Below are 24,189 nucleotides of genomic sequence, written 5' to 3' on the forward strand. Positions count from 1 at the left end.
GCCGGATCACCGAGGCGACTGTTGGAGACATCGATGGAGCGTCCCGCCTGGGCACCGCAAGGCATTGACATTTCGGTGCCGAGCGTGTCCCGAATGTACGACTTCTATCTGGGCGGCTCGCACAATTTCGAGGTGGACCGGGAAGCGGCTCGCAAGGCCATGCAGTTCATGCCGGGACTTCCCAAGGTCATGCAGTCGAACCGCGCGTTTATGCGCCGGGCGGTGCGCTTCGCACTGGACGAGGGCGTCACGCAGTTCCTGGACATCGGCTCCGGTATACCGACCTTCGGAAACGTGCACGAGGTCGCTCAGGCGGTCGATCCGCAGGCCAAAGTTGCCTATGTCGACCACGATCCGGTCGCTGTCGCACACAGTCAGGCCGTACTCGAAGGCAACGACGGTGCGGTGATCGCCTCCGCCGACCTGCGCCGGCCCGAGGAGATCCGGGACAGCCCGGAGGTCTCCAAGCTCCTCGACTTCGACCGTCCGGTGGCGTTGCTGCTCGTCGCCGTACTGCACTTCATCGAGGACGCCGATGACCCGCAGGGAGCGGTCGCCGCGCTGCGCGACATGCTGGCCCCGGGAAGCCTGCTTGTCGTCACCCACGCCACGTACGAGGGGGTTCCGGTGACGAGGGAGGAGGCCGGCGCCGCTGTGGGGGTGTACAAGAACATCCGTAACCCGCTGGTCATGCGTTCCCGCGACGAGGTCGCCCGGTTCTTCGACGGTTACGGGATGGTCGATCCCGGCCTGGTGCAGATGCCCCTCTGGCGCCCCGAGTCGCCGGCCGCGCAGGAGAACGAAGACCCGTACGCCTTCGCGGGTTTCGCCGGAGTGGGACGCAAGGCGTGAGCATTCCCGCCCAGTCGTCCGGAGCCCCGGACGCGGAGCCCGACGGTCCCGAGGACAGACTCCGGCGATTCGCCACGATCTGGAGCCGGGCGATCTTTCCGTCGACGGCCACCTCCATGACCCGGCCGGAGTTCGAGCAGCATCTGCTCCCCCTGGCCCGCTCTCTCAGCGACACGCTGCACGCCCGCCCGTTCGATCCGGCGTCCGCGAGCGGGGTGGGTTCCGCTCTCGTCGCGGCCCACTGCACGGACCCCGACGCGCTCAGCTCGACGCTCGGCGTCGTCGACTCGTACCTGGTGCTCTACTGCGGAAGCAACGGACCGGTCGGTCTCTCGACCGAGGACAGCCGTTCCCGGTGCGCACGGATCCAGCACGCGGTCGCCGGGGGCTTCTCCCAGGCGCTGCGCGAGCGGACCCTTGCCGAGCAGGAGGCGATCGCCCGGTCGGCGCTCTCCGCCCGCTCCCACGCCGAACAGGCACTGCACGCGACGGAGGCGCGCTTCAGGGCCGTCTTCAAGGACGCGGCCATCGGCATCGGGATCGCCGACCTGGACGGCCACCTGCTGGAGATCAACGACACCCTCACCCGGATGTTCGGCGGTCTGGAGAACCACGTCCTGAGCCACCGCCTCAACGAGTGGGTCCATCCGGAGGACTCCCCGCAGGTCTGGAAGTACTACAACGAGCTGGTCCGCGGCGAGCGCGAGCACTACCGGGTCGAGAAGCCGTACTACCGCAACGACGGCACCGTTCTGTGGACCAATCTGACGGTGTCGCTGCTGCGCGACCCCGAGGGCCGCCCGGAGTACCAGCTGGCGCTGATGGAGGACACCACCGAGCGGCGCCTGCTCAACCTGCGGCTGCGGTACGAGGCCACACACGACGCGCTCACCGGCCTGCCCAACCGGACTCTCTTCCTGGAGCGGCTCGAGAAAGCGCTCTCGGCGGGCAGCGGAAGCCGGTTCGGCCTCTGCTACCTGGATCTGGACGGCTTCAAGGCGATCAACGACAGTCTGGGGCACGCATCGGGGGACCGGCTGCTCGTCGAGGTCGCCGACCGGCTCCAGAGCTGCGCGACGGCGCCCGGCGAGATGGTGGCGCGGCTCGGCGGCGACGAGTTCGTGGCACTGACCACCGGACCCGACACCGCCGAGGAGGTCGACGAGCTGGCCTGCCGGATCCTCGGTGCGCTCGCCACCCCGATCCGCATCGAGGGGCGGGAGCTGACCGTCCGGGGTTCCATCGGCGTCGTCGAGGGACCGGCGGGCGAACGCAGCGCGGCGGAGGTGCTGCGCAGTGCCGACATCACCATGTACCGGGCCAAGTCCGCGGGCGGCAACCGCTTCGAGCTCGCGGACGCGGAGGCGGACGCCCGCGCGATCACCCGGCACGGGCTGACGACGGCGCTGCCGGCCGCACTGGAGCGCGGCGAGTTCTTCATCGAGTACCAGCCGCTCGTGCACCTCGACGACGGCTCGGTGCACGGCGCCGAGGCGCTGGTGCGCTGGTGCCATCCGCAGCACGGGGTGCTGGGGCCCGACCGGTTCATCGCGCTGGCCGAGCACACCGGGCTGATCGTGCCGCTGGGCCGCTGGGTGCTGGAGGAGTCGGTGCGGCAGGCCAACTTCTGGCAGGAGCGGCACACCGACGGCGGTCCGCTGCGGATCAACGTCAACCTCTCGCCGGCCCAGCTGCACCACCCCCGGCTGGTCGCGGAGACCGTCGATGTCCTGGAGCGCTCGGGGCTCGAAGCGGGAGCGCTGTGCCTGGAGGTCACCGAGTCGGCACTCATCGGAGCCGACGAGGACCTGCTGAAGCCGCTGCGGCAACTGGCCGAGATGGGCGTCGACATAGCGCTCGACGACTTCGGCACCGGGTACTCCAACCTGGCGAACCTGCGGCGGCTGCCGGTGAGCGTGCTGAAGCTGGACCGTTCCTTCACTCAGGGAATGCAGCACCATCCGGCCGATCCGGTGGATCTGAAGATCGTCGAGGGGATCGTCTCGCTCGCGCACAGCCTGGACCTGGCCGTGACCGTGGAGGGCGTGGAGACCGGGGCCCAGGCGGAACAACTGCGACAGCTGGGCTGCGACACCGCCCAGGGCTGGTACTACGCGCGCCCGGGTGCCCCGGACCGCATCCACTCGTTGCTGTTGGCCGACGCGGTGTGAGCCGGCCGGACCCGTCAGCCGACGGACGGGTCCGGCCGCCCCGTGTGCCCGCTCTCCGCCCGGCTCGCCAGCAGCACCCGCTGAAGCTCCCGCGCCGCCCTGGGCGGCGCCACGTCGCTGCGGTGCGCCAGGGCGATCGTGCGCCGCAGGCCCGGCCGCGCCAGCGGTGTCGTCCGCAGGTCGTGGCCCGCCCTGGTGGCCACCATGCTGGGGACCACCGCGACCCCCAGGCCGGCCCGTACGAAGCCGAGGACGGCGTCCATCTCGCCCCCCTCCACCGTGAACGACGGTTCGAAGCCCTCGGCGCGGCAGGCGGCGACCGTGAGTTCCCGCAGGTCGTAGCCGTGCCGGAACATCACGAGCGGCGCGCCCTGAAGATCCGCGATCCGGACACGGCCGCCCCGGCCGGGGCGCGGGCCGTCCGCCGAGGAGACCACCACCAGATCCTCCTGGAGCAGTTCGACCGTGGTCAGTGCCGGGGAGGCGGCGGGCAGTGGCAGCACCACCAGGGCCAGATCGAGCGCGCCGCGCGCCAGTTCCCGCACCAGGTCGTGCGAACCGCCCTCCTCCAGCAGCAGCTGGATCCCCGGGTGCAGGTCGTGGAAGGCACGCAGTACGTCGGGCAGCAGACCCGTGCACAGGCTCGGTGTCGCGCCCAGCCTGACCCGGCCCCGGCGCAGCTGGGCCAGCTCCTGCACCTCGTGCCGCGCGGTGTCGGCGTCGGCCAGGATGCGCCGGGCGAGCGGCAGCAGTGCCTCGCCCGCGTCCGTCAGCGCGATGTTCCCCCGGGCCCGGCTGAACAGCTCGGCGCCCAGCTCGTTCTCCAGGGCCCTGATCTGCTGGGAGAGCGAGGGCTGCGAGACATGCACCTCCTCCGCAGCGCGGGTGAAGTGCCGGGCCTCGGCGACCGCCACGAAATACATGAGCTGCTGGAACTGCATACACCCACCCTAACGCCATCGATAGTCACGGCCTATGGATATGAGCTGCTTCATGTCTTGGACTGATCGGGCCCTTCGGCCCTAGCGTCGTGTCCATGGCATTGGCAACACGGACGGACCGACGGCCGTCCATGACGCGCACGCTCTGGGACTCCTCCGTCGGCAAGAAGACGATCATGGCTGTCAGCGGCCTGATCATGCTCCTCTACTTGGTCGTCCACATGGTCGGCAACCTGAAGATCTTCTTCGGGTCCGACGAGTTCAACGGCTACGCGCACTGGCTGCGGGTGATGGGCGAGCCGTTCCTGCACCACGAGTGGGCCCTGTGGATCGTCCGCGTCGTGCTCGTCGCCGCCGTGGTGCTGCACGCCGTCTCCGCGTACCAGCTCAGTCGGCGCGACCTGAGGGCCCGGCCCAGCAAGTACGTCCACAGGAAGGCGCGCGCGAGCTATGCCACCCGCACCATGCGCTACGGCGGCATCATCATGGCGCTGTTCATCGTCTGGCACATCCTGGACCTGACGACCGGCACCGTGCACTCGGGCGGATTCCAGTCCGGGCACCCGTACCAGAACGTGATCGACACCTTCTCCACCTGGTACGGCAACGTCATCTACATCGTCGCCATGCTCGCCATGGGGCTGCACGTCCAGCACGGGTTCTGGAGCGCGGCACAGACCCTCGGCGCCGGCCGCGCGACCCGCGACCGCGTGCTGAAGACCATCGCCAACGCCCTGGCGCTGGTGCTGACGGTGGGCTTCGTCTCCGTACCCGTCGCCGTCATGACCGGAGTGGTGAGCTGAGATGAACGACTACACGGACTACGGGACCGGCGCGCCGGTCACCGACACCAAGGCACCCGCCGGCCCTGTCGCCGAACGCTGGGACACCCGGCGCTTCGAGGCCAAGCTGGTCAACCCGGCCAACCGCCGCAAGCACACCGTCATCGTCGTCGGCACCGGCCTGGCCGGCGGCTCGGCCGGCGCCACACTCGCCGAACAGGGCTACCACGTCGTCCAGTTCTGCTTCCAGGACTCGCCACGCCGGGCCCACTCGGTCGCAGCCCAGGGCGGCATCAACGCGGCGAAGAACTACCGCAACGACGGCGACTCGGTCCACCGCCTCTTCTACGACACCGTGAAGGGAGGCGACTTCCGGGCCCGCGAGTCCAACGTCCACCGGCTCGCGCAGATCTCCGTCGAGATCATCGACCAGTGTGTCGCCCAGGGCGTCCCCTTCGCCCGCGAGTACGGCGGCCTCCTCGACAACCGCTCCTTCGGCGGTGTCCAGGTCTCCCGCACCTTCTACGCCCGCGGCCAGACGGGCCAGCAACTGCTGCTCGGCGCCTACCAGGCACTGTCCCGGCAGATCGCGGCGGGCAACGTCGAGCTGCACTCCCGTACCGAGATGCTCGACCTGGTCGTCGTCGACGGCAAGGCCCGTGGCATCGTCGCCCGCGACCTGGTCACCGGAAGGACCGAGACGTATTTCGCCGACGCCGTGGTGCTGGCGAGCGGCGGGTACGGAAACGTCTTCTACCTCTCGACCAACGCCATGAACTCCAACGCCACCGCCATCTGGCGGGCGCACCGGCGCGGCGCGTACTTCGCCAACCCCTGCTTCACCCAGATCCACCCCACCTGCATCCCGCGCACCGGCGACCACCAGTCGAAGCTGACGCTGATGAGCGAATCGCTGCGCAACGACGGCCGCATCTGGGTGCCGAAGGCCAAGGGCGACGACCGTCCCGCGAACGAGATCCCCGAGGACGAGCGCGACTACTACCTGGAGCGGATCTACCCCGCCTTCGGCAACCTGGTGCCCCGCGACATCGCCTCCCGCGCCGCGAAGAACGTCTGCGACGAGGGCCGTGGTGTCGGACCGGGCGGCCAGGGCGTCTACCTCGACTTCGCCGAGGCGATCCAGCGGATGGGACGCGCCAAGGTCGAGGAGAAGTACGGCAACCTCTTCGACATGTACGCGCAGATCACCGCGGAGAATCCGTACGAGACCCCGATGCGCATCTATCCGGCCGTCCACTACACGATGGGCGGACTCTGGGTCGACTACGACCTCCAGACCACGGTCCCGGGCCTGTTCGCGATCGGCGAGGCCAACTTCTCCGACCACGGGGCCAACCGTCTCGGTGCCTCGGCGCTGATGCAGGGGCTCGCCGACGGCTACTTCGTCCTGCCGTCGACCATCAACGACTACCTCGCCCGCAACCCCCACCAGGACGAGGTCGACGCCTCCCACCCCGCAGTGGAGGAGGCCGTCGCCGAGACCGAGGACCGGCTCAACCTGCTGCTGGCCGTCGACGGCGACCGCACCCCCGACTCCTTCCACCGCGAGATCGGTGAACTCATGTGGGAGTACTGCGGAATGGCCCGCACCGAGGAGGGGCTGCGCAAGGCGCTCGGCCGGATCCCGGAGATCCGCGAGGAGTTCTGGCGCCGCATCAAGGTGCCGGGTACCGGCGAGGAGTTCAACCAGTCGCTGGAGAAGGCCAATCGCATCGTCGACTACCTGGAGCTCGCCGAGCTCATGTGCCTCGACGCCCTGCACCGCGCGGAGTCCTGCGGAGGACACTTCCGCGAGGAGTCGCAGACCGCGGACGGCGAAGCCGCCCGCAGGGACGAGGAGTTCTCGTACGCGGCGGCGTGGGAGTTCAGTGCCACCGGCGAAGCCCCCGTCCTGCACAAGGAAGACCTCGTCTTCGAGTACGTCCACCCCACTCAGCGGAGCTACGCATGAAGCTCACCCTGCGCGTCTGGCGCCAGAAGAACGCCGACGCCCCCGGCGCCATGTCCACCTACGACGTGGACGGCATCTCGCAGGACATGTCGTTCCTGGAGATGCTCGACACCCTCAACGAGGAGCTCATCCTCGCCGGTGACGACCCCGTCGCCTTCGACCACGACTGCCGGGAAGGCATCTGCGGCGCGTGCAGCCTCGTCATCAACGGCGACGCCCACGGACCGGAGCGCACCACCACCTGCCAGCTCCACATGCGGTCCTTCGAGGACGGCGACACGATCGACATCGAGCCTTGGCGCGCCTCGGCCTTCCCGGTCGTCAAGGACCTGGTCGTGGACCGTTCCGCCTTCGACCGGATCATCCAGGCCGGCGGCTACATCTCCGCACCGACCGGTACGGCACCGGACGCGCACGCGACGCCCGTGCCCAAGCCGGACGCCGACTTCGCCTTCGAGCACGCCGAGTGCATCGGCTGCGGCGCCTGTGTCGCGGCCTGCCCCAACGGCTCGGCGATGCTGTTCACCTCGGCCAAGGTCAACCATCTGAACGTGCTGCCGCAGGGCGCCCCGGAGCGTGAGACCCGGGTCCTGGACATGGTGGAGCAGATGGACAGCGAGGGCTTCGGCGGCTGCACGCTCACCGGTGAGTGCGCCACGGCCTGCCCGAAGGGGATCCCGCTGCCGTCGATCTCCGCCATGAACAAGGAATGGCTGCGGGCGACCCGCAAGGTCCACCGCTGAGCACACGGACCGGTTCCCGGCCCCGGAGGCCGCCCGCCTCCGGGACCGGGAAGTCCTGCGTGTCCCGGCAGGTCAGGAGGTCACGGAGAGGTCGTCCCCGTAGACCGTGCCCTGTCCGTACCAGCCGTGCAGATAGACGGTCACCGTGCCGCTCGCGCCGGTGGTGAAGGCCACCGACTGCTTGGCGTAGCCGCTCGACGAACCCCAGGTGCTCGCCGACGCGCCGCCCCGGACGCCGAGGTAGCCGTAGCTGCCCTGCACCCATCCCTGGAACGTGTACTTGGTGTTGGGGGACAGGGTGAGCGTCTGGGCGCACTCGCCGGTCTGCGACGCGGTGGCCGCCGCCGCGAGGGCGTGCGTACCGCCGTGGACCGGGGCGGAGACGACCGAGCCGCCGGACTCACAGGTCCAGGGACCGAGCGAGCCGGTCTCGAAGTCCCCGTTCACCAGCGCACCCGTGCCACCGCCGGGGCCCGGCACCGTCAGGGTGAGGGCCGCCGTGTGGCTGACCGTCCCCGCCGCACCGGTCACGGTGATCGTGTACGTGCCGGGCGCCACCGAGGCCGACACGTACACGGTCAGCGTGGAAGTGCCTCCCGCCGTGACCGACGCCGGGCTGAGCGCCGCCGTCACGCCGGCCGGTGCCCCGCTCGTCGTCAGCGCGACCGTCTTGGCACTGCCGGAGGTGACCGCCGTCTTCACCGTGGCCGTGGCGGAACCGCCCGGAGAGACCGTCGCCGATGCGGGGGTGACGGCCACCGAATAGTCGTCCGTCACCGGACCGGTGCCGCCGCTCGTGAACGGGGCGAACGTGTGGCTGAAGTACCAGGTGTCCTGCGCGATGCCGGAGCAGGTGTCGCTCCCGCCCGTGCCGGGGCAGCCGCCGTTGTCGCGCTGGAGCGCCCAGAACGACAGGGTGCTGACGCCCTTGGAGACGGCCCAGTTGTAGACCTGGGTGGCGTCGGCCGTGGTGAACGTCTCGGCCGGGCCGTAGTCGTCGATGCCCGGCATCTCGATGATGCCGGTCATGCCCCACAGCTGGGCGTCGGTCTTCGACGGGTACAGGTCGGCCAGTTGGCCCTTGAGCCCGGTGATCGCGGTCTGGGTGTCCTGCGCCATGTTGTGCGAGGCGCCGTCGTAGTAGTCGAAGGTCATGAGGTTCACGACATCGACCTTGGCGCCGTTGGACACCGCGTTCTCCAGCACCGCGAGCCCGCTGTCGGCCAGACCGCCCGTGGTGGTGGGCAGGGTGTAGGAGATCTGCACCGAGCGGCCGTTGGCGGCCGCCCAGTCCTGGACCTTCTTGATCGCCTTGTTGCGGCGGTCGATCCCGGCGCTGTTCTCCAGCGAGTTGTCCTCGATGTCCATGTCCAGGCGGGAGACGTCGTAGGTCGTGATGACCTTCTCGTAGGCCGCCGCGATGGAGTCGACACTGGTACAGCTGTCGGCGATCTCGGTGCCGCCGTTGTCGGCGGAGTAGCCGCCGAACGACGGGATCACATCACCGCCGCGCGAACGGATGGTGGTGAAATCGGCTCCGAACTCGGACTGCGCGATGGGTGTGCCGGAATCACCGTTCCAGTACGGGGTGCAGGAGCCTCGGGCCTCCGTCTGGATGAAGGCCATGGTCAGGTACTTGGCGCCGGACGCCTGGGAGAGCGCGGCCGGACTGTCGCCGTTCCACGCCTCGAAGTACGGGGCGAAGACGTGCGCGGGCAGGGGAGTGGCGGCGGTCGCGGCGGCCTGTGCGCCGGCGCCGGATCCGAGGACCAGGCCTGCGGACGCGACGAGGGTGGCCAAGGCACCGAGGACGGCGCCGACTTTTCTTGGACGTCTCATGGGGCAGCTCCCAGCGGGGTGGGACAACGGGGGGTCGCACGGCTCTGCCGCGCCCGGTGTGGGGCGCGGCCCGTTCCTGTGATTCCCGGCCGGGGTCACGTGCCGCACGGTGAGGAACGACCGTGAGGCATGCCCATGATTGGTCTGGACCAGCTAACTGTCAACGTTCTTTACTGTTTCATTCCCCATGCTTGCCCGAGCGCACAACTCGCAAGGCATATCGGGGAGTTGCCGTCAGTCGAAGTGAAGAGCCGGTCGCAGGTACGGGGCCGTCCGGCTCTCCTGGGCGTGGGCCACGTAGGCCGGCGGTCCCGCCGCCACGATCCGGCCGCCCCGGTCGCCACCGCCCGGCCCCAGGTCGATCACCCAGTCGGCGCCCGCCACCACGGCCATGTCGTGCTCCACGACCACCACGGTGCTGCCCGCGTCGACCAGCCCGTGCAACTGCCGCATCAGCACCTCGACATCGGCCGGATGCAGCCCCGTCGTCGGCTCGTCGAGCAGATACAAGGTGTGCCCCCGGCGGGCGCGCTGCAGTTCCGCCGCCAGCTTGATCCGCTGCGCTTCGCCGCCGGACAGCTCCGTCGCCGGCTGTCCGAGCCGCAGATAGCCGAGCCCCACATCGAGCAGAGTCCGCAGGCTGCGCCCGGCGGCCGGAGTGTCCGCGAAGAAGCCGGCCGCCGACTCCACCGTCAGATCCAGCACCTGAGCGATGTTCAGCCCCCGCAGTGTGACGTCGAGCGTCTGCGGGTTGTACCGCGCGCCGTGGCAGTCCGGGCAGGGCGCGTACGTACTGGGCAGGAAGAGCAGCTCCACCGAGACGAATCCCTCGCCCTGGCAGGTCTCGCACCGCCCGCCCGCCACATTGAAGGAGAACCTGCCCGCCTGGTAGCCCCGCTCGCGCGCCGTCCCGGTGGCGGCGAACAGCTTGCGTACGACGTCGAAGAGCCCGGTGTACGTGGCCAGGTTGGACCTTGGCGTACGGCCGATGGGCCGCTGATCGACCTGGACCAGCCGGTCCACCGCCTCCAGCCCCTCCGCCGAGGCGCAGCCGGGCGCGGGCCGCTCCCCCTGCGGCTCCGAGGCGTCCGTGGTCCGCCGGTCGGCCAGCACACCCGCCAGCACCTGACCCACCAGCGTCGACTTCCCCGAGCCCGACACCCCGGTGACGGCCGTGAACACCCCGAGGGGGAAAGCGGCGTCCACATCACGCACGTTGTGCCGGTCCACCCCGTACAGCCGCAGCCACCCCGAGGGCGTGCGCACCTCGCGTGCGGGGGAGGGTGTCTCGTCGAAGAGGAAGCGCCGCGTCGCCGACTCCGCGACGTCGGCGAGTCCGGCGGGCGGACCGCTGTGCAGCACCCTGCCCCCGTGCTCACCGGCCAGCGGCCCGACATCGACCAGCCAGTCCGCCTGCCGCACGACGTCCATCTGGTGCTCGACGACGAAGACGGTGTTCCCGGCCTCCTTGAGGCGGCCGAGCACGGCCAGCAGCGACTCCGTGTCCGCCGGGTGCAGCCCGGCCGACGGCTCGTCCAGGACATAGACGACGCCGAAGAGCCCCGACCGCAACTGGGTGGCCAGCCGCAGCCGCTGGAGCTCGCCCGAGGAGAGTGTCGGGGCCGTACGGTCCAGGCTGAGATAGCCGAGACCCAGTTCGGTGACGGTCTCGATCCGGGCCAGCAGATCCCCTGTCAGCAGCCGGGCCGTGTCGTCACCGCCCGCCGCCGACAGCACCTCGGCGAGGTCGGTGAGTGCGAGGCCCGCCAGCTCCGCGATCGTCCGGCCCGCGAAAGTCACCGCCAGGGCCTCCGGCCGCAGCCGGGCGCCGCCGCAGACCGGGCAGGGCGCACTCGTCAGAAAGCGCTCGGCCTTCGCGCGCAGCGTACGGCTCCGGGAGTCGGCGAACGTGTGCATCACATAGCGTCGCGCGCTCATGTACGTACCCTGGTAAGGGCGTTGGATCCGTCCCGCGTCGCGCACCGGGTGGACGGTCACCACCGGCTGCTCGTCGGTGAAGAGGATCCACTCCCGGTCGGCCGGGTCCAGTTCGCGCCACGGCCGGTCGATGTCGTACCCGAGCGCGTCCAGCACGTCGCGCAGGTTCTTTCCCTGCCATGCCCCGGGCCAGGCGGCGATCGCGCCGGCCCTGATCGACAGCCCGGGGTGGGGGACCAGGAGATCCTCGGTGGTGTGATGGATCCGGCCGAGACCGTGGCACCGGGGGCAGGCCCCGGCGGCGGTGTTCGGCGAGAACGCGTCCGAGTCCAGCCGCCCGGCCCCCTCCGGGTACGCGCCGGCCCGGGAGAACAGCATCCGCAGGGAATTGGACAGCGTGGTCACCGTACCGACGGAGGAACGGGCGCCGGGCGCGGAGCGGCGCTGCTCCAGCGAGACTGCGGGCGGCAGTCCGGTGATCTCACCGACCTTCGGTGCACCCACCTGGTGGATGAGCCGCCTGGCGTAGGGGGCGACGGATTCGAAGTAGCGGCGTTGGGCCTCGGCGTAGATCGTCCCGAAGGCGAGTGAGGACTTGCCGGACCCGGAGACACCCGTGAAGACGGTGAGGGTGTCGCGCGGGATGTCGACTCCGACGTCCCGCAGATTGTGCTCGTTCGCGCCGCGGACCCGGACGTACGGATCGTGGGGGGTGGCCATGGGTGCGGGGCTCCGTACGGTTCGGGGCGGGCGTGGGGCGGGGCGGGGCCGGGGTTCGACCGGGACAGACAGTTTGATTCATGGCTTCGGCGGACGGGCGGGGAGGGCCGGACGGCCGGTGTGACCGCCTGACGCCGCGCCGGATCGCCGGACACCTCCCCGTATTGGTTTGCTGGGCCCATGAGAGAAGACGCGCGGCCGCTGGCCGTATTCGATCTGGACGGCACACTCGCGGACACCGCTCACCGCCAGCACTTCCTGGAGGGGGCCCGGCGGGACTGGACGGGGTTCTTCTCCGCCGCGCCCGACGATCCGCCGTTGCCCGAAGGCGTACGTCTCGCCGTGAGCAGTGCCGAGGAGTGCGAGGTCGTCTACCTCACCGGCCGGCCGGAGCGCTGTCGCGAGGACACCCTGGCCTGGCTGGCGCGTCAGGGGCTGCCCGAGGGGCGGCTCCACATGCGGCGCGACGACGACCGCCGGCCGGCCCGCAGGACCAAGCTGGAGACCCTGAGGCGGCTGGGGCGGCAGCGCACGGTGCGGATGCTGGTGGACGACGACGAGCTGGTCTGCGACGCCGCCGAACTGGCCGGATTCACTGTGGTGCGAGCCCGCTGGGCGCAGTCCTCGCCCGCCTTGAAGGACGCCCAGGAGCGCGAGGGGCGCACCTGAACCGAGGCGGGAGCCGCTGCTCCGCGGTGCCGTGGTCCGGAGCAGGTCGTCACTCCTTGTCGTCGAGCCTGAATCCCACTTTCAGGCCGACCTGATAGTGCTCGATTCGGCCATCTTTGATCTGTCCACGCACCTGAGTGATCTCGAACCAGTCGAGATTGTGCAACGTTTCCGAAGCTCTTGCGATGCCGTTGCGGATGGCCGCGTCGACGCCGTCATGGGAGGTTCCTACGATCTCGGTGACGCGATACGTGTGATTCGGCATGGTATGTCCCCTCTCGTCCTTACCAAGGTGCCCCACCTCGGCTCGGTTCGCGAGGGGTCGCGAAGGGGGCGCGCACCCGGAACGCCCCTTGACCAAATTATTGGTCCATACCAAAATCCAGCCACGCCCGTGCGAGCGCAGCCCGCAGTCCCCCACACCGGGTCCGCAGTCTTGTCCTGCCGTTTCGCAGAAGGTGACCCTCGTGAAGAACCGCACGCTTGTCGGAGCCATCGCCCTGATTTCCACCGTTGCGCTGGGCGGGTGCGGAGTGATGCCTGGTTCGGGCGGTTCGGGCAGCAAGAAGGTCACGGTCTGGCTGATGAAGGACAGCGTCACCGCCGACTTCCTGGAACGCTTCAAGAAGTCGTACGAGGACGAGCACTCCTCGGTCGAGCTGGAGTTCAAGATTCAGAGCTGGAGCGGAATCGGACCGAAGGTTCTCGAAGCTCTCAACGGCAAGGACACACCGGACGTCATCGAGGTCGGGAACACCCAGGTCGCCCAGTACGCGCAGAGCGGCAACCTGCGCGACCTCACTCTGGAGTCGATGCGTGACCTGGGCAGCGAGGACTGGCTGCCCGGCCTCGCCGAGCCGGGCAGCATCGGTGGTGTCCAGTACGGAATCCCGTGGTACGCGGCCAACCGCGTCGTCATCTACAACCGGGACCTGTTCGAGCAGGCGGGAATCAAGAGCCCGCCGAAGACGCGCGCCCAGTGGATCGAGGACAGCGAAAAGCTGAATCACAACGGCAATCAGGGCATGTATCTGCCGGGCCAGAACTGGTACGTACTCGCCGGATTCATCTGGGACGAAGGCGGTGAACTCGCCAGCGACAAGGGCGGCGACTGGCAGGGTGTTCTGGGCACCTCCGCCGCGCTCAAGGGCATGGATTTCTACTCCGAGCTCCAGGCGCTTGGTGACGGGCCCAAGGACGCGGACGAGGAAAAGCCCCCGCAGAGCGACGTGTTCGCGAAGGGGAATGTCGCGCAGATCATCTCCACTCCCAGCAGCGCGACGCTGATCGAGAAGGCCAATCCCGAACTCAAGGGAAAGCTGGGTTACTTCCCGATACCCGGCAAGACCGCGAAGGCGCCCGGGTCCGTGTTCACCGGCGGCTCCGACCTGATCATCCCGGAGAAGGCGAACCAGCGCAGTGCGGGGTTCGAGGTCATCAAGGCGCTGGCCGGGGCGAAGTGGCAGGAGGAGCTGGCCAAGACCATGAGCTACGTGCCCAACAAGCACTCCCTGGCGCATGTCATCGAGGGCGAGGAGAGCACCGCGGCGATGGCCGCAGGCGCCGCACGGGGCCATGCGACCCCCAACTCGCCGCAGTGGGCGGCCGTCGAGGCGGCCAACCCGATCAAGCCGTACATGACGGCGGTCCTCCAGGGCGGAGACCCGGCGACCGAGGCGAAGACCGCGTCCGAGAAGATCACCGAGCTGCTCGCGGGCAGCTGACCTGCCCGGCGTCCGCTGAACGGTCCCGAGTCCCGCCTGCCGCGCCCTGTCTCTTGCCCCCCGCCCCGCACCGCGGTGGCTTCGGCGGGACCGCCCCCCTGCGCCGCGAGGATTCAGCCGTCGCACATCCCGCCTCTCCATGGCGGTCACGTCGAATCAAGCCGGTCACGGAAGAAGTAGGAGGGGCCGGGCCCCCGCATCGGTGCGGAGGCCCGGCAGCCGCCCCTGCCGACCCGTCCCCGGAGTCCGTCATGCCTGTGCTGCCCACCGCTTCCCCCACCCCGCCCGCAACCGTCCCGCCCGCAACCACCCCGCCCGCTGCCGCACCGTCCGTTCCGGTGCGCCGCCCCGAGCGGGCGGCCCCCGCCGGACCGCCGCGCTACCAGGTCTCCCTCGCCGTGGACCAGGCCGGGATACGCGCCGCCCAGCGGCTGCGCCACCAGGTCTTCGCGGCCGAGTTCGGCGCCCTGCCGGACGGTCCCGAACCCGGCCTGGACAGCGACGCCTTCGACGCGTACTGCGACCATCTCCTGGTCCGGGAGACGGCCACCGGAGAGGTCGTCGCCACCTACCGGCTGCTGCCGCCCGAGCGGGCCCGTGCCGCCGGACGCCTCTACGCCGAGAGCGAGTTCGACCTCGCCCGGCTCGCGCCCGTCCGGGACGACCTCGTCGAGGTCGGCCGCTCCTGCGTCCACCCGGCCCACCGCGACGGCGCCGTCATCGCACTCATCTGGGCCGGTCTGGCCCGCTACCTGGAGCGCAGCGGGCACAACTGGCTGGCCGGCTGCTGCTCGATACCCCTCTCCGACGGCGGGGCGGCGGCCACCCGCGCCTGGGAGACCGTACGGACGAAGCACCTGGCACCCGAGGAGTTCCGGGTCTCGCCGCACCGCCTCTGGCAGCCCCCGGCCGGCCTCCCGGACGGTCCCCGAGGGCTCTCCTCGCTCCCCGCCCTGCTGCGCGGCTATCTGCGGCTCGGCGCACGGGTCTGCGGGGCACCCGCGCACGACCCCGAATTCAACGTCGCCGACCTGTACGTACTGCTGTCGCTGCGCGGCACCGACCCGCGCTACCTGCGCCACTTCCTCTCGCTCGCCCCGCAGCAGTGAGCGCCTGGCTGCCCGCCTCACCCTGCACCCCGCCCGGCTGCGCCGTCCACGAGGGGACCGTCCGCCACTGTGTCCCGGCGGGGGCCCTGCTGCTCGCCGGGTGCGCACTCACCCTCACCGGCGTGCTGTGCGTCCCGCCCGCCCTGCTCCTGGGCCGGGCCTGCCGGGACCGGCTGATCCGGGCGTGGTCGCGCGGGGTGGTCCGCGCCTTCGGGGTACGCGTGCGCGTCATCGGCAGGCAGCCGGACATCCGCCGGGCCGGGGCGGGGGTCCTTGTCGTCGCCAACCACATCTCCTGGCTCGACATCCCCCTGGTCGCGGCCGTGTGCCCCGGGCGGATGCTCGCCAAGAGCGACGTCAGGAACTGGCCGCTGCTCGGGCCACTCGCGGCGCTCGGCGGCACCCTCTTCGTCGATCGCGAACGGCTGCGCGCACTGCCCGCGACCGTGCACGCCCTCGCCTCGGTGCTGCGGGGCGGGGCGCGGGCCGTGGTCTTCCCGGAAGGAAGCACATGGTGCGGCCGTGGGACGGGCGGCCGGTTCCGGCCCGCCGCCTTCCAGGCGGCGATCGACGCCGGGGCCGAGGTCCAGCCCGTCCGCATCCGCTACCTCGACGCTCCCGAGGGGTGCCGGGGCGCCGCGGGAGCCGCCGCGTTCGTCGGCGACGATCCGCTGACCGCCTCGCTGTGGCGGGTCGTGCGGGCGGCCGGGCTGACCGCCGAGATCCACGTCATGGCGCCGATCCCCGCGGGCAGTGTCCCCGACCGCCGCGCACTGGCCGCACTGGCTCAGTCCACGGTGGCCAGCGACAGGGCGAATCTGCCCGCCGAGTCGGTCCACCACTGAATCAGCCGCATTCCGGCAGCGGCGAGTTCCTCGCGTACACCGTCCCTGCGGAACTTGGCCGAAACCTCGGTCCGCACCTCCTCACCTGCCTCGAACGACACCAGCAGACCCAGTTCGGGAATCTTGACGGTGAGCTCCCGGCGGGCCCGCAGCCGCATCTCGATCCACTCGTGCCGGGGGTCCCACCGGGCCACGTGCTCGAAGTCGTCCGGCGCGAAGTCCGCGCCCAGCGCGCGGTCGACGACCGACAGGACGTTCCGGTTGAACGCGGCCGTCACCCCGGCCGCGTCGTCGTAGGCCGCGACCAGCACCTCCTGGTCCTTCACCAGGTCCGTGCCGAGCAGCAGCGTGTCACCGGGGGAGAGCAGCGACCGCACCGACGACAGGAACGCGGCCCGCTCGGCGGGGAGCAGATTGCCGATCGTGCCGCCGAGGAAGGCGACCAGCCGGGGGCCCGGAGTGGCGGGCAGCGACAGTTCCGCGGTGAAGTCGGCGATCAGCGCGTGCACGGAAAGCTCAGGCCGCTCCTCCAGCAGCGCCTGCGCCGCGCCCCGCAGCGCGCTCTCGCTCACGTCGACCGGCACGTAACTGTGCAGTTCCGGCAGGGCGTCCAGCAGGTGCCGGGTCTTCTCGGACGACCCCGAGCCCAGCTCCACGAGCGTCCGGGCACCGGAGGCGGTGGCGATCTCCGCCGCCCGGTCGATCAGGATCTCCCGTTCCGCCCGTGTCGGGTAGTACTCGGGCAGTCGGGTGATTTCCTCGAACAGTTCACTGCCGCGGGCGTCGTAGAACCACTTGGGCGGCAGCGTCTTGGGGTGCCCGGTCAGACCGTGCAGCACATCGGCGCGCAGCGCCGCGTCCGTCGCGTCCGCCGGCAGGGTTCGGGTCAGCAGAAAGGGACTCACTCGGTGGGCTCCTTGAGCGGGGTGAGCAGGACATCGGAGCGGGTGGCCGTCAGCAGTGTGCGGTCGGGGACCTCGCGCCAGCGCGGATCGTCGTCGTACGGCTCCGAGGCGACGACCGTGTGGCGGCCGGGCTCGGCCAGATACGACAGGCTGTCTCCCCAGGCCGTCGCCACAATGGTGCGGCCGTCGGTGAGGAGCAGGTTGAGCCGGGAGCCCGGCGCGGCCTCGGCGACCTCCCGCACCGTGTCGGAGACGGCCTGCGGGAGTGCGGCGCCCGTCGTCAGCCGGTGCTGGATCAGGGCCCACACCAGCGCGGAGTCGCAGCGGGCGGTGAGCCTCAGCAGATCGGCCGGAGGCAGGGCAGCCGCCAGTGGTGCCAATGATCCGGGCCAGCCCCTCACCGCGCCGTTGTGGCTGAAGAGCACACCGTCCTCGCTGAAGGGCGCGGCCGCCGCCTCACCGTCGGGATCCGCCTCGGTGGCATCCCGGACCGCGGCGAGCACGGCGTGGCTGCGCACCACTCTGGCGAGATCGGCGAAGGTCTGGTCGCCCCAGACGGGGCCCTGGCGGCGGTACCGTCCCGGCACCGGATCCCCGTCCGCGTACCAGCCGACTCCGAAACCGTCCGCGTTGACGGTCCCGTGGCGCTGCCGACGCGGCTCCCAGGACTGCCGGACCAGTGAGTGCTCCGGCTGCGTCAGGATCACACTCAGCGGTACCGGCGGCCCCACATAAGCGATATGACGGCACATCAGGCATTCCGGGCGGTGCGGAAGCCGGAGAAGATCTGGCGCCGAACCGGAAGGTCCCAGTTGCGGAAGGTCCCCCGGCAGGCCACCGCGTCCACGGCGAACGAGCCGCCGCGCAGCACCTTGTGCTCCGGGCCGAAGAAGACCTCCGAGTACTCGCGGTACGGGAACGGGGCGAATCCCGGATAGGGCAGGAAGTCGCTCGACGTCCACTCCCACACGTCGCCGATCAGCTGCCCGGCGCCGGACGGTGAACGCCCGGCCGCGTATGCTCCCGCCGGTGCCGGACGCAGATGGCGCTGCCCGAGGTTGGCGCGCTCCGGAGTCGGGTCGGCGTCGCCCCACGGAAAGCGCCGGGAGCGCCCGGAGGCCGGATCGTGGCGGGCCGCCTTCTCCCACTCGGCCTCGGTGGGGAGCCTGCGCCCGGCCCAGCGGGCGTACGCCTCCGCCTCGTACCAGCTGACGTGCAGCACCGGCTCGTCGGCCGGGACCGGCTCGGTCACCCCGAAGCGGCGGCGCAGCCACTGCCCGGCGTCCCGGTGCCAGAACAGGGGCGCCGCCAGATCGTGTTCACGCACCATCGCCCATCCCGCCGGCGCCCACCAGCGCCGTTCCGTGTAGCCGCCGTCCTCGATGAACGCCAGATAGGCCCCGCAGGTCACCGGTGCGGTGTCGATGAAGAAGCCGGAGACCTCACGCGGGTGCGCGGGGCGCTCGTTGTCGAGCGCCCATGGCTCGGTCGACGTACCCATGATGAACGGACCGCCAGGGACCAGGACTTCAGCCGGAAGGGCGGCCGCGTCGGCAGGCCCGGGCGGCTCAGGAGCGCTGAGGGCGGCGGGACCCGAACGAAGCTGATGAGTGATCAGCATCGTTTCGTCATGCTGTTGTTCGTGCTGGGCGATCATTCCGAAGGCGAATCCGGACCGCACCAGCGGGCGGCCGCCCAACGGCGTGGACTCCAGTACGTCCAGAGCCCGGCCCCGTACCTCCGACGCGTACGCGCGGGCCTCGGCGGGCGCCAGCAGCGGCAGCGACGGGCGAGTGGCCCGGGGGTGCTCGAAGGCGTCGTAGAGGCCGTCGATCTCCGGACGCATGGCCTCGCGGCCGGCGATGCCGCGCAGCAGCCACAGTTCCTCCTGGTTGCCGATGTGCGCGAGGTCCCAGACCAGCGGCGACATCAACGGCGAGTGCTGAGCGGTGAGTTCACGGTCGTCGACACTGTCGGTGAGGAGCGTGGTGCGCTCCCTGGCGGTGAGCAGCGCGGCAAGCGCGCGCTCCCGGAGCGCCTCGGGGTCCGGGACGTCCGGGCTCTGCGGCCCGTACGGCGAAGGCGCGGCGGAGTCGGTCATGAGAGGGTCCCCTTCGGGTGAGCCGGACCGTGGTGCCGGCCGGTCGTCAGCAGTCCCCGCAGGTCGTCGGCCGGACAGCGGCCCCGGGCCACATAGCGGTCCCGGAAGCCGGCCACCGCGTCCTGGACGGCCCTCGACGCGCCCCTGCGGGGCAGTGCCTCCAGGGCGAGGTCGAAGCAGGCGGACGCGGCAGCCCGCAGCTCCGGATCGGTCAGCCCGTCGCGGGCGGCCCCGGTCCAGAGCGGATTGCGCGGCGCGGCCAGCGGCCCCGCGGTCTCGGCCAGGGGTTTGACGGTGCGGTACACGGTCTCGGCGGCCTCCGGATCGTCGAACAGGGCAGCGGTGACGGCGAGCGGCACGATCCAGCCGTCGTCACCGGGCTGCGCGTCGATCATGCGCAGCTCCAGATGTCCGCGCGGGCGTACCGGCGGGAACAGCGTGGTGATGTGGTAGTCGAGGTCGGTCCTGTCCGGGCGCCGGGGCTCCCCCCGGCGGATCCAGTCACGGAAGGTCAGCCCCTCGGGCACGGCCCAGGGTTCCTCGTCGCCCCGGATGCACATGACGGGTGTGTCGAGGACGTGGGCGGCCCAGGCGTCCCGGGGCGGCAGCTGCCCGGCCGGGGCCAGCGTGCGCAGCGGATCGAGGTCGGCCCACAGCGACTGACGCGCCGACCGCCATGGCGTCGGCCGGCCCAGCCGGAACGGCGAGTTGGCGAACGCCGCCACCAGCACCGCGCCCAGCAGATGGGCCAGCTGCCAGCGCCGCCCGTAACCGAGCGGTCCCGGCTCCTCCTCCCCGGCGTCCAGGCAGACCTGGACGGACGCGGTCGTGCACATCATGGCCCGGCCCGCCGGGCCCGACCGGTCGAGCGCGAACTCCATGGCGTCGTAGCGGGGCCGGCGCAGCAGCCGGTGCGGCGGATGCCAGGGATCGACGCCGTACCCGGCCGGGGAGAGGTCCAGCCGGGCGAGGGTGTCACGTACGGCGACGAGATCGGCGGCTGTTTCGTTGATGCACGCCATGAGCGATGCGGCGGGGCGCGAGCTGAGCTCCAGCTGGCCGCCGGGTTCGAAGGTGAGCGCCGCGTTCAGCGGCAGCGCCCGCACGGCCGTGGCGGCCGCGTCGAGACGGTGGTGCGGGACAGGAACGTGGGGCAGATCGCGATGGTGCAGGAGCCATTCGAGCTCGACTCCCACGATGCTGGGCGGTCCTGTCTTGAAGCAGATACCGTGCAGTAAGTCCTCCGCCTCGCCCTCGCCGATGGGCGTGGCCTGTTCGGGCGGACCGTGTTCGCCAGGTGTGTCGGATGACATGCCGGGCCTCCTGTTCCGGTGCGTCCGTTCTACCCAAACCCCTGTCGGGAGATCGCACAAGAGTGCCCTTGTGCGACGGAAAATCACTTGCGTCCCCGCCGTGCGGGCGATGAGGATGCCCCGTATGCACCATAAGGGGGAGGGCCGGTGAGCGCCCGGCTGCGCGGCATCGCGCGAGAGACCGAAACCATCGTCGAGGCGGGGCACTACCGCACACCGCGGGGCCGCGAGGTCAGCATCGAGCGCGCGCTGGCCGCGGCACTGTCGGGAACCAGGCTGTACGGCCCCGAGCCGGTGCATGTGGCGGCACTGGACGGGAACCGGACACCGCGCGTCGAAGTCACCGGCGAGAGCAGCCTCCGGGCGGCCGCCCGGCTGACGGGCGAGGGACCGGGCAAGGTCGCCGTGCTGAACTACGCCTCCGCCCGCAACCCCGGCGGGGGTTATCTCAACGGGGCGCAGGCGCAGGAGGAGGCCCTGTGCCGGGGTTCCGCCCTCTACGCCACGCTGCTGCGGGCCCCCGAGTACTACGCCCGCCATCGGGCGGAGCGCAGCGCCTTCTACACCGACCGGGTCATCCACTCACCGGGCGTACCCGTCTTCCGGGACGACCGGGGCCGGCTGCTGGACACCCCGTACACGGTGGGCTTCCTCACCTCGCCCGCCCCCAACGCCGGGGTGATCCGAAGCCGGGCCCCGGAGTCCGCGCACCGCATCCCCGCCGCCCTCGCCTCGCGCGCCGAACGGGTGCTGGAGGTCGCGGCGGTGCGCGGCTACCGGAGGCTGGTGCTGGGCGCCTGGGGATGCGGTGTGTTCCGCAACGACCCCGCCGAGGTGGCGGGCGCCTTCCGCGGCCTGCTCACGGACGGTGGCCGCTTCGCGGGCCACTTCGAGCAGATCGTCTTCGGGATTCTGGTCCGCAACGACGACTCGCCGGTCAGGGCCGCCTTCGACCGTACGTTCGCCGATGAGGGTCAACTCTCACGCTGAGGTTGAGCCATAGGCTTCGACGCCGGACGGTCCCGCGGGTCTGGACCGTTCGGGTCGGCGGGCCCGCCGCGGCACATGGGCCGAGGGCCGCCGTGACGGGCACCGACGGCCGTCACCGCCAGTTGTAGAGCTCCCGCAGCCGCCCGACGACCAGGTCGAACCTGTCCCGGTCCAGTGCGCACGCCTCACGCCGCATGCCGTCCTCGTGCACCCTCAGCACCCGGTCCAGATCGACCCAGGACGGGCGGCCGGAACTGTCCCAGGGGCCCGCTCCCAGCGCCACCCACTCCCGGTCCTGGTCGTGTTGCTTGCTGGACAGCTGTACGGCAAGCAGGGTGCCTGCCCCTTCACGGGCGACCACGAGAACCGGACGGTCCTTGCCGCGCCCGTCGTTCTCCTCGAACGGCACCCAGGTCCAGACGATTTCGCCCGGATCGGGGTCGCCGTCCCGGTCGGGGGCGTACGAGGTGCGGACGGGGCCCACATCGCGCGGGTCGGCCTGGGAAGTTGCGGTCGGGCCGGCCTGGCCGGGGAGGGCGGCGGTGCCGTCATTGCTGTCGCTGCGGTGCTGGATTGTCATCGCAACACCGTAGGACCTGCACGGTTCCCCGCGTGGAGCGGGTCCGCCGAACGGGCGGGGGACCGCGAGCACGTCATGCCCGTACCTGGCGGGACACGACCCTCGACCCGGGGTTCACATCCGCTCCGGCCCCCGGCGCGTCCCCGTGCCGGACCGGTCTGGAAGACTGCCCGACGCCATGGACCAGTTAACCGAGCAGCCCGCCGAAGGCCCCGTTCCGACCAGCGCCGACGTGGCGCGGCTCGCCGGCGTCTCCCGGGCCACCGTGTCGTACGTACTCAACAACAACACGACCGTACGGATCAGCGATCCGACCCGCCGCCGAGTGCGGGAGGCCGCCACCGAACTCGGCTACGTACCGCATGCGGCCGCCCGCAGTCTGCGCGCCGGACACTCACGCGTGGTACTCCTGCCGACCGCGAACCTCCCCTCCGAGCAGCTGCATCGCAGCTTCCTGCACGGGCTGGAATCAGGCCTGCGCCGCCTCGACTACACCGTCGTCCAGTACGGCTCGATCGGCCTGGACCCGGACGACGCCGTCCGCGCCTGGGCCGAACTGCGGCCGGTCGCCGTCATCGCGCCCGGGTCGGTTCCCCTTGCCCCGCGGAACATCGCCGTGCTCCGGCGCTCCGGCGCGAAGGCGGTCATCACTCTGGGGTCACAACCGGTGCCGGGCGCCCATGCGCTGATCACGGATCAGCGGGAGGTGGGAGGCAGTGCCGTCCGGCACCTGATGGAGCGTGGCCGGCGCCGGATCGGCGTGGTGATGCCCGAGGAGCCCGGTCTCGCCCTGTTCTCGGGGCCCCGGCTGACCGGCGCCCGTCAGGCCGCCGCAGCCGGCAGCGCCCGGATCGAGGAGCTTCCGCTGCGGTACACGGAGGAATCGGCTGCCGGCCTGGCCACCCGCTGGCGCTCGCTCGGTCTGGACGCCGTCTTCGCGTACGACGACAGCTACGCGATGCTGCTGATGCGGGCCCTTCAGGACGCCGGAATCGGGGTGCCCGCGGAGACCGCCGTGGTCGGCGCGGACGACTCCATGCTGGGAAGGCTGTTGCGGCCGAGGCTCAGCAGCGTACGGATGGAAATGGCCACGGTTCAGCCGCTGGCCGACCTCGTCGACCGGCTGGTGCGGCACCCCGGGACGGAACCGGAACGGCACGACCTGCTGCGGGCGAGGACCATTCACCGCGAATCGAGCTGAACCGGCCGCCAGCGCGGCGACATGCGCGTCGGACGCCCCTTGCCTAGCGTCATGACCATGAGCCATCCGAAGAGTTACGAGATCCTGCTGGTCCCCGCGTTCGCCGACGGCAGGGGTACGGCGGGCAACGGAGCAGGCACGAACGATTCCGGCGCCGGGGAACCGGGGCCGGGCGATCCCGGTTCCAGTGGCTCCGGGGCCCGTGGCTCCGCGTCCGGCGACGCCGGGTCGAGCGATGCCGGTGCGGAGGATCCGCACACGGAGGACTTGGAGGCCTCCGAGGCCGCGCACCGGGCCGCCGAGCCGACGGACGCCGAGGGCACGGGCCCCAAGGATTCGCATGCCGAGGGCACGGGCGCCGGCGACTCGGGCGCCGAGCGTTCCGGCAGCCGTGCCGTCGGGAGCGTCCGGCCCGGCGCCGCCATCCGCTCGGCGGTCGTGGTCGCCACGGGCGAGACCGGCGAATCGGGGTACCCCCGCTACGCCGGCGAGGGCATGGTGGCGGACATCGACCCCGCGACCCAGACCGTCGAGGCGCTGCTGATCGACGGATCCGAGCTCGACTACGGACTCTCGGTCCGCGTTTCGGAGCGGAACCCGGACGACTGAAGCCGTCCCGCCCCCGGCGCCCGGCCCCTGCGGTCGGCGCCCGGCGCCACGTAAAGGCACCGCGGCGGCGGGGCCCGGCCGCGACCGTATGGACGCTGTTGGTTAATTCGGGCCTGTGCGTGACGGCGGTCCTCAAGACCCGGTTGTGGTCTTGAGGACCGCCGTTGTCGTATTGGGGTGGGTGC

At 71.0% G+C, this 24,189-nt stretch carries 21 protein-coding genes; 12 read left to right on the forward strand and 9 right to left on the reverse strand.

Annotated features, from left to right (window positions below):
- Nucleotides 1-33 precede the first annotated feature (33 nt).
- Nucleotides 34-852 (forward strand): SAM-dependent methyltransferase, encoded by an 819-nt coding sequence (locus ACZ4LX_RS29075; RefSeq protein WP_467649833.1) that lies wholly within the window; start codon nucleotides 34-36, stop codon nucleotides 850-852.
- Nucleotides 849-3,023: a putative bifunctional diguanylate cyclase/phosphodiesterase gene (locus ACZ4LX_RS29080; protein WP_467649832.1), complete on the forward strand. Its 2,175-nt coding sequence runs from the start codon at nucleotides 849-851 to the stop codon at nucleotides 3,021-3,023. The genes ACZ4LX_RS29075 and ACZ4LX_RS29080 overlap by 4 nt, the downstream gene beginning before the upstream one ends.
- 14 nt (nucleotides 3,024-3,037) lie before the next feature.
- Here the strand turns inward: ACZ4LX_RS29080 and ACZ4LX_RS29085 are convergent, their stop codons facing one another.
- A complete protein-coding gene (locus ACZ4LX_RS29085; protein WP_467649831.1) occupies nucleotides 3,038-3,964 on the reverse strand; it encodes a LysR family transcriptional regulator in 927 nt (308 codons plus the stop codon).
- Between the two features lie 95 nt (nucleotides 3,965-4,059).
- On the opposite strand from ACZ4LX_RS29085, the gene ACZ4LX_RS29090 reads away from it, so the two are divergent.
- The 3 genes from ACZ4LX_RS29090 to ACZ4LX_RS29100 are packed head-to-tail and all read left to right on the forward strand — an operon-like array spanning nucleotide 4,060 to nucleotide 7,461.
- The gene (locus ACZ4LX_RS29090) at nucleotides 4,060-4,767 is read left to right on the forward strand and encodes a succinate dehydrogenase (protein WP_467649830.1); all 708 of its coding nucleotides are present in this window, start codon (nucleotides 4,060-4,062) and stop codon (nucleotides 4,765-4,767) included.
- 1 nt (nucleotide 4,768) lies between these two features.
- Nucleotides 4,769-6,718, forward strand: a complete 1,950-nt coding sequence (locus ACZ4LX_RS29095; protein ID WP_467649829.1) for a fumarate reductase/succinate dehydrogenase flavoprotein subunit — start codon at nucleotides 4,769-4,771, stop codon at nucleotides 6,716-6,718.
- Entirely contained in the window at nucleotides 6,715-7,461 is a 747-nt protein-coding gene (locus ACZ4LX_RS29100) for a succinate dehydrogenase/fumarate reductase iron-sulfur subunit (protein ID WP_467649828.1), read from the forward strand. The genes ACZ4LX_RS29095 and ACZ4LX_RS29100 overlap by 4 nt, the downstream gene beginning before the upstream one ends.
- A gap of 72 nt (nucleotides 7,462-7,533) precedes the next feature.
- Here the strand turns inward: ACZ4LX_RS29100 and ACZ4LX_RS29105 are convergent, their stop codons facing one another.
- Both ACZ4LX_RS29105 and ACZ4LX_RS29110 read right to left on the reverse strand, forming a co-directional pair.
- A complete protein-coding gene (locus tag ACZ4LX_RS29105; RefSeq protein WP_467649827.1) occupies nucleotides 7,534-9,300 on the reverse strand; it encodes a glycosyl hydrolase family 18 protein in 1,767 nt (588 codons plus the stop codon).
- Between the two features lie 234 nt (nucleotides 9,301-9,534).
- Nucleotides 9,535-11,958: an excinuclease ABC subunit UvrA gene (locus ACZ4LX_RS29110; RefSeq protein ID WP_467649826.1), complete on the reverse strand. Its 2,424-nt coding sequence runs from the start codon at nucleotides 11,956-11,958 to the stop codon at nucleotides 9,535-9,537.
- A gap of 180 nt (nucleotides 11,959-12,138) precedes the next feature.
- Here ACZ4LX_RS29110 and ACZ4LX_RS29115 point away from each other — a divergent pair, with 180 nt between their 5' ends.
- On the forward strand, nucleotides 12,139-12,627 hold the full coding sequence (locus tag ACZ4LX_RS29115) for a phosphatase domain-containing protein (protein WP_467649825.1): 489 nt from the start codon (nucleotides 12,139-12,141) through the stop codon (nucleotides 12,625-12,627).
- A gap of 49 nt (nucleotides 12,628-12,676) precedes the next feature.
- On the opposite strand, the gene ACZ4LX_RS29120 is transcribed toward ACZ4LX_RS29115, so the two are convergent.
- On the reverse strand, nucleotides 12,677-12,892 hold the full coding sequence (locus ACZ4LX_RS29120) for a dodecin (protein WP_467649824.1): 216 nt from the start codon (nucleotides 12,890-12,892) through the stop codon (nucleotides 12,677-12,679).
- A 202-nt stretch (nucleotides 12,893-13,094) separates the two neighbouring features.
- On the opposite strand from ACZ4LX_RS29120, the gene ACZ4LX_RS29125 reads away from it, so the two are divergent.
- From ACZ4LX_RS29125 to ACZ4LX_RS29135, 3 genes are all read left to right on the forward strand, one after another.
- A complete protein-coding gene (locus ACZ4LX_RS29125; RefSeq protein WP_467649823.1) occupies nucleotides 13,095-14,351 on the forward strand; it encodes an extracellular solute-binding protein in 1,257 nt (418 codons plus the stop codon).
- A gap of 251 nt (nucleotides 14,352-14,602) precedes the next feature.
- Nucleotides 14,603-15,460 carry a GNAT family N-acetyltransferase gene (locus ACZ4LX_RS29130; protein WP_467649822.1) on the forward strand — a complete coding sequence of 286 codons (858 nt, stop codon included), beginning with the start codon at nucleotides 14,603-14,605 and terminating at the stop codon, nucleotides 15,458-15,460.
- Nucleotides 15,457-16,305, forward strand: coding sequence for a lysophospholipid acyltransferase family protein (locus ACZ4LX_RS29135; RefSeq protein ID WP_467649821.1), 849 nt, complete (start codon nucleotides 15,457-15,459; stop codon nucleotides 16,303-16,305). Before ACZ4LX_RS29130 ends, ACZ4LX_RS29135 begins: the two co-directional genes overlap by 4 nt.
- On the opposite strand, the gene egtD is transcribed toward ACZ4LX_RS29135, so the two are convergent.
- The 4 genes from egtD to egtA are packed head-to-tail and all read right to left on the reverse strand — an operon-like array spanning nucleotide 16,248 to nucleotide 20,624.
- A complete protein-coding gene (egtD, locus tag ACZ4LX_RS29140) occupies nucleotides 16,248-17,210 on the reverse strand; it encodes an L-histidine N(alpha)-methyltransferase (RefSeq protein ID WP_467649820.1) in 963 nt (320 codons plus the stop codon). The two genes, ACZ4LX_RS29135 and egtD, sit on opposite strands and share 58 nt — an antisense overlap.
- The gene (gene egtC / locus ACZ4LX_RS29145) at nucleotides 17,207-17,962 is read right to left on the reverse strand and encodes an ergothioneine biosynthesis protein EgtC (RefSeq protein WP_467649819.1); all 756 of its coding nucleotides are present in this window, start codon (nucleotides 17,960-17,962) and stop codon (nucleotides 17,207-17,209) included. The genes egtD and egtC overlap by 4 nt, the downstream gene beginning before the upstream one ends.
- On the reverse strand, nucleotides 17,962-19,311 hold the full coding sequence (egtB, locus tag ACZ4LX_RS29150) for an ergothioneine biosynthesis protein EgtB (protein ID WP_467649818.1): 1,350 nt from the start codon (nucleotides 19,309-19,311) through the stop codon (nucleotides 17,962-17,964). Before egtB ends, egtC begins: the two co-directional genes overlap by 1 nt.
- On the reverse strand, nucleotides 19,308-20,624 hold the full coding sequence (gene egtA / locus ACZ4LX_RS29155) for an ergothioneine biosynthesis glutamate--cysteine ligase EgtA (protein WP_467649817.1): 1,317 nt from the start codon (nucleotides 20,622-20,624) through the stop codon (nucleotides 19,308-19,310). The genes egtB and egtA overlap by 4 nt, the downstream gene beginning before the upstream one ends.
- 147 nt (nucleotides 20,625-20,771) lie before the next feature.
- On the opposite strand from egtA, the gene ACZ4LX_RS29160 reads away from it, so the two are divergent.
- Entirely contained in the window at nucleotides 20,772-21,614 is an 843-nt protein-coding gene (locus tag ACZ4LX_RS29160; protein ID WP_467649816.1) for a TIGR02452 family protein, read from the forward strand.
- A 112-nt stretch (nucleotides 21,615-21,726) separates the two neighbouring features.
- Here ACZ4LX_RS29160 and ACZ4LX_RS29165 read toward each other — a convergent pair whose 3' ends face one another.
- A complete protein-coding gene (locus ACZ4LX_RS29165) occupies nucleotides 21,727-22,194 on the reverse strand; it encodes a type II toxin-antitoxin system PemK/MazF family toxin (protein WP_467649815.1) in 468 nt (155 codons plus the stop codon).
- A 178-nt stretch (nucleotides 22,195-22,372) separates the two neighbouring features.
- Between ACZ4LX_RS29165 and ACZ4LX_RS29170 the strand changes: the two genes are divergently transcribed.
- A complete protein-coding gene (locus ACZ4LX_RS29170; RefSeq protein WP_467649814.1) occupies nucleotides 22,373-23,395 on the forward strand; it encodes a LacI family DNA-binding transcriptional regulator in 1,023 nt (340 codons plus the stop codon).
- Between the two features lie 267 nt (nucleotides 23,396-23,662).
- Nucleotides 23,663-24,004 carry a hypothetical protein gene (locus tag ACZ4LX_RS29175; RefSeq protein WP_467649889.1) on the forward strand — a complete coding sequence of 114 codons (342 nt, stop codon included), beginning with the start codon at nucleotides 23,663-23,665 and terminating at the stop codon, nucleotides 24,002-24,004.
- Nucleotides 24,005-24,189: the final 185 nt, after the last annotated feature.

It is taken from the genome of Streptomyces sp. NPDC026062 (assembly GCF_055568375.1).

Coding starts and splice junctions, on each gene's coding strand:
- ACZ4LX_RS29105 (WP_467649827.1), bottom strand. CDS start 9,300: ATGAGACGTCCAAGAAAAGTCGGCGCCGTCCTCGGTGCCTTGGCCACC.
- ACZ4LX_RS29110 (WP_467649826.1), bottom strand. CDS start 11,958: ATGGCCACCCCCCACGATCCGTACGTCCGGGTCCGCGGCGCGAACGAG.
- egtB (WP_467649818.1), bottom strand. CDS start 19,311: ATGACCGACTCCGCCGCGCCTTCGCCGTACGGGCCGCAGAGCCCGGAC.
- egtA (WP_467649817.1), bottom strand. CDS start 20,624: ATGTCATCCGACACACCTGGCGAACACGGTCCGCCCGAACAGGCCACG.
- ACZ4LX_RS29075 (WP_467649833.1), top strand. CDS start 34: ATGGAGCGTCCCGCCTGGGCACCGCAAGGCATTGACATTTCGGTGCCG.
- ACZ4LX_RS29120 (WP_467649824.1), bottom strand. CDS start 12,892: ATGCCGAATCACACGTATCGCGTCACCGAGATCGTAGGAACCTCCCAT.
- ACZ4LX_RS29085 (WP_467649831.1), bottom strand. CDS start 3,964: ATGCAGTTCCAGCAGCTCATGTATTTCGTGGCGGTCGCCGAGGCCCGG.
- egtC (WP_467649819.1), bottom strand. CDS start 17,962: ATGTGCCGTCATATCGCTTATGTGGGGCCGCCGGTACCGCTGAGTGTG.
- ACZ4LX_RS29165 (WP_467649815.1), bottom strand. CDS start 22,194: ATGACAATCCAGCACCGCAGCGACAGCAATGACGGCACCGCCGCCCTC.
- ACZ4LX_RS29130 (WP_467649822.1), top strand. CDS start 14,603: ATGCCTGTGCTGCCCACCGCTTCCCCCACCCCGCCCGCAACCGTCCCG.
- ACZ4LX_RS29115 (WP_467649825.1), top strand. CDS start 12,139: ATGAGAGAAGACGCGCGGCCGCTGGCCGTATTCGATCTGGACGGCACA.
- ACZ4LX_RS29100 (WP_467649828.1), top strand. CDS start 6,715: ATGAAGCTCACCCTGCGCGTCTGGCGCCAGAAGAACGCCGACGCCCCC.
- ACZ4LX_RS29090 (WP_467649830.1), top strand. CDS start 4,060: ATGGCATTGGCAACACGGACGGACCGACGGCCGTCCATGACGCGCACG.
- ACZ4LX_RS29170 (WP_467649814.1), top strand. CDS start 22,373: ATGGACCAGTTAACCGAGCAGCCCGCCGAAGGCCCCGTTCCGACCAGC.
- ACZ4LX_RS29095 (WP_467649829.1), top strand. CDS start 4,769: ATGAACGACTACACGGACTACGGGACCGGCGCGCCGGTCACCGACACC.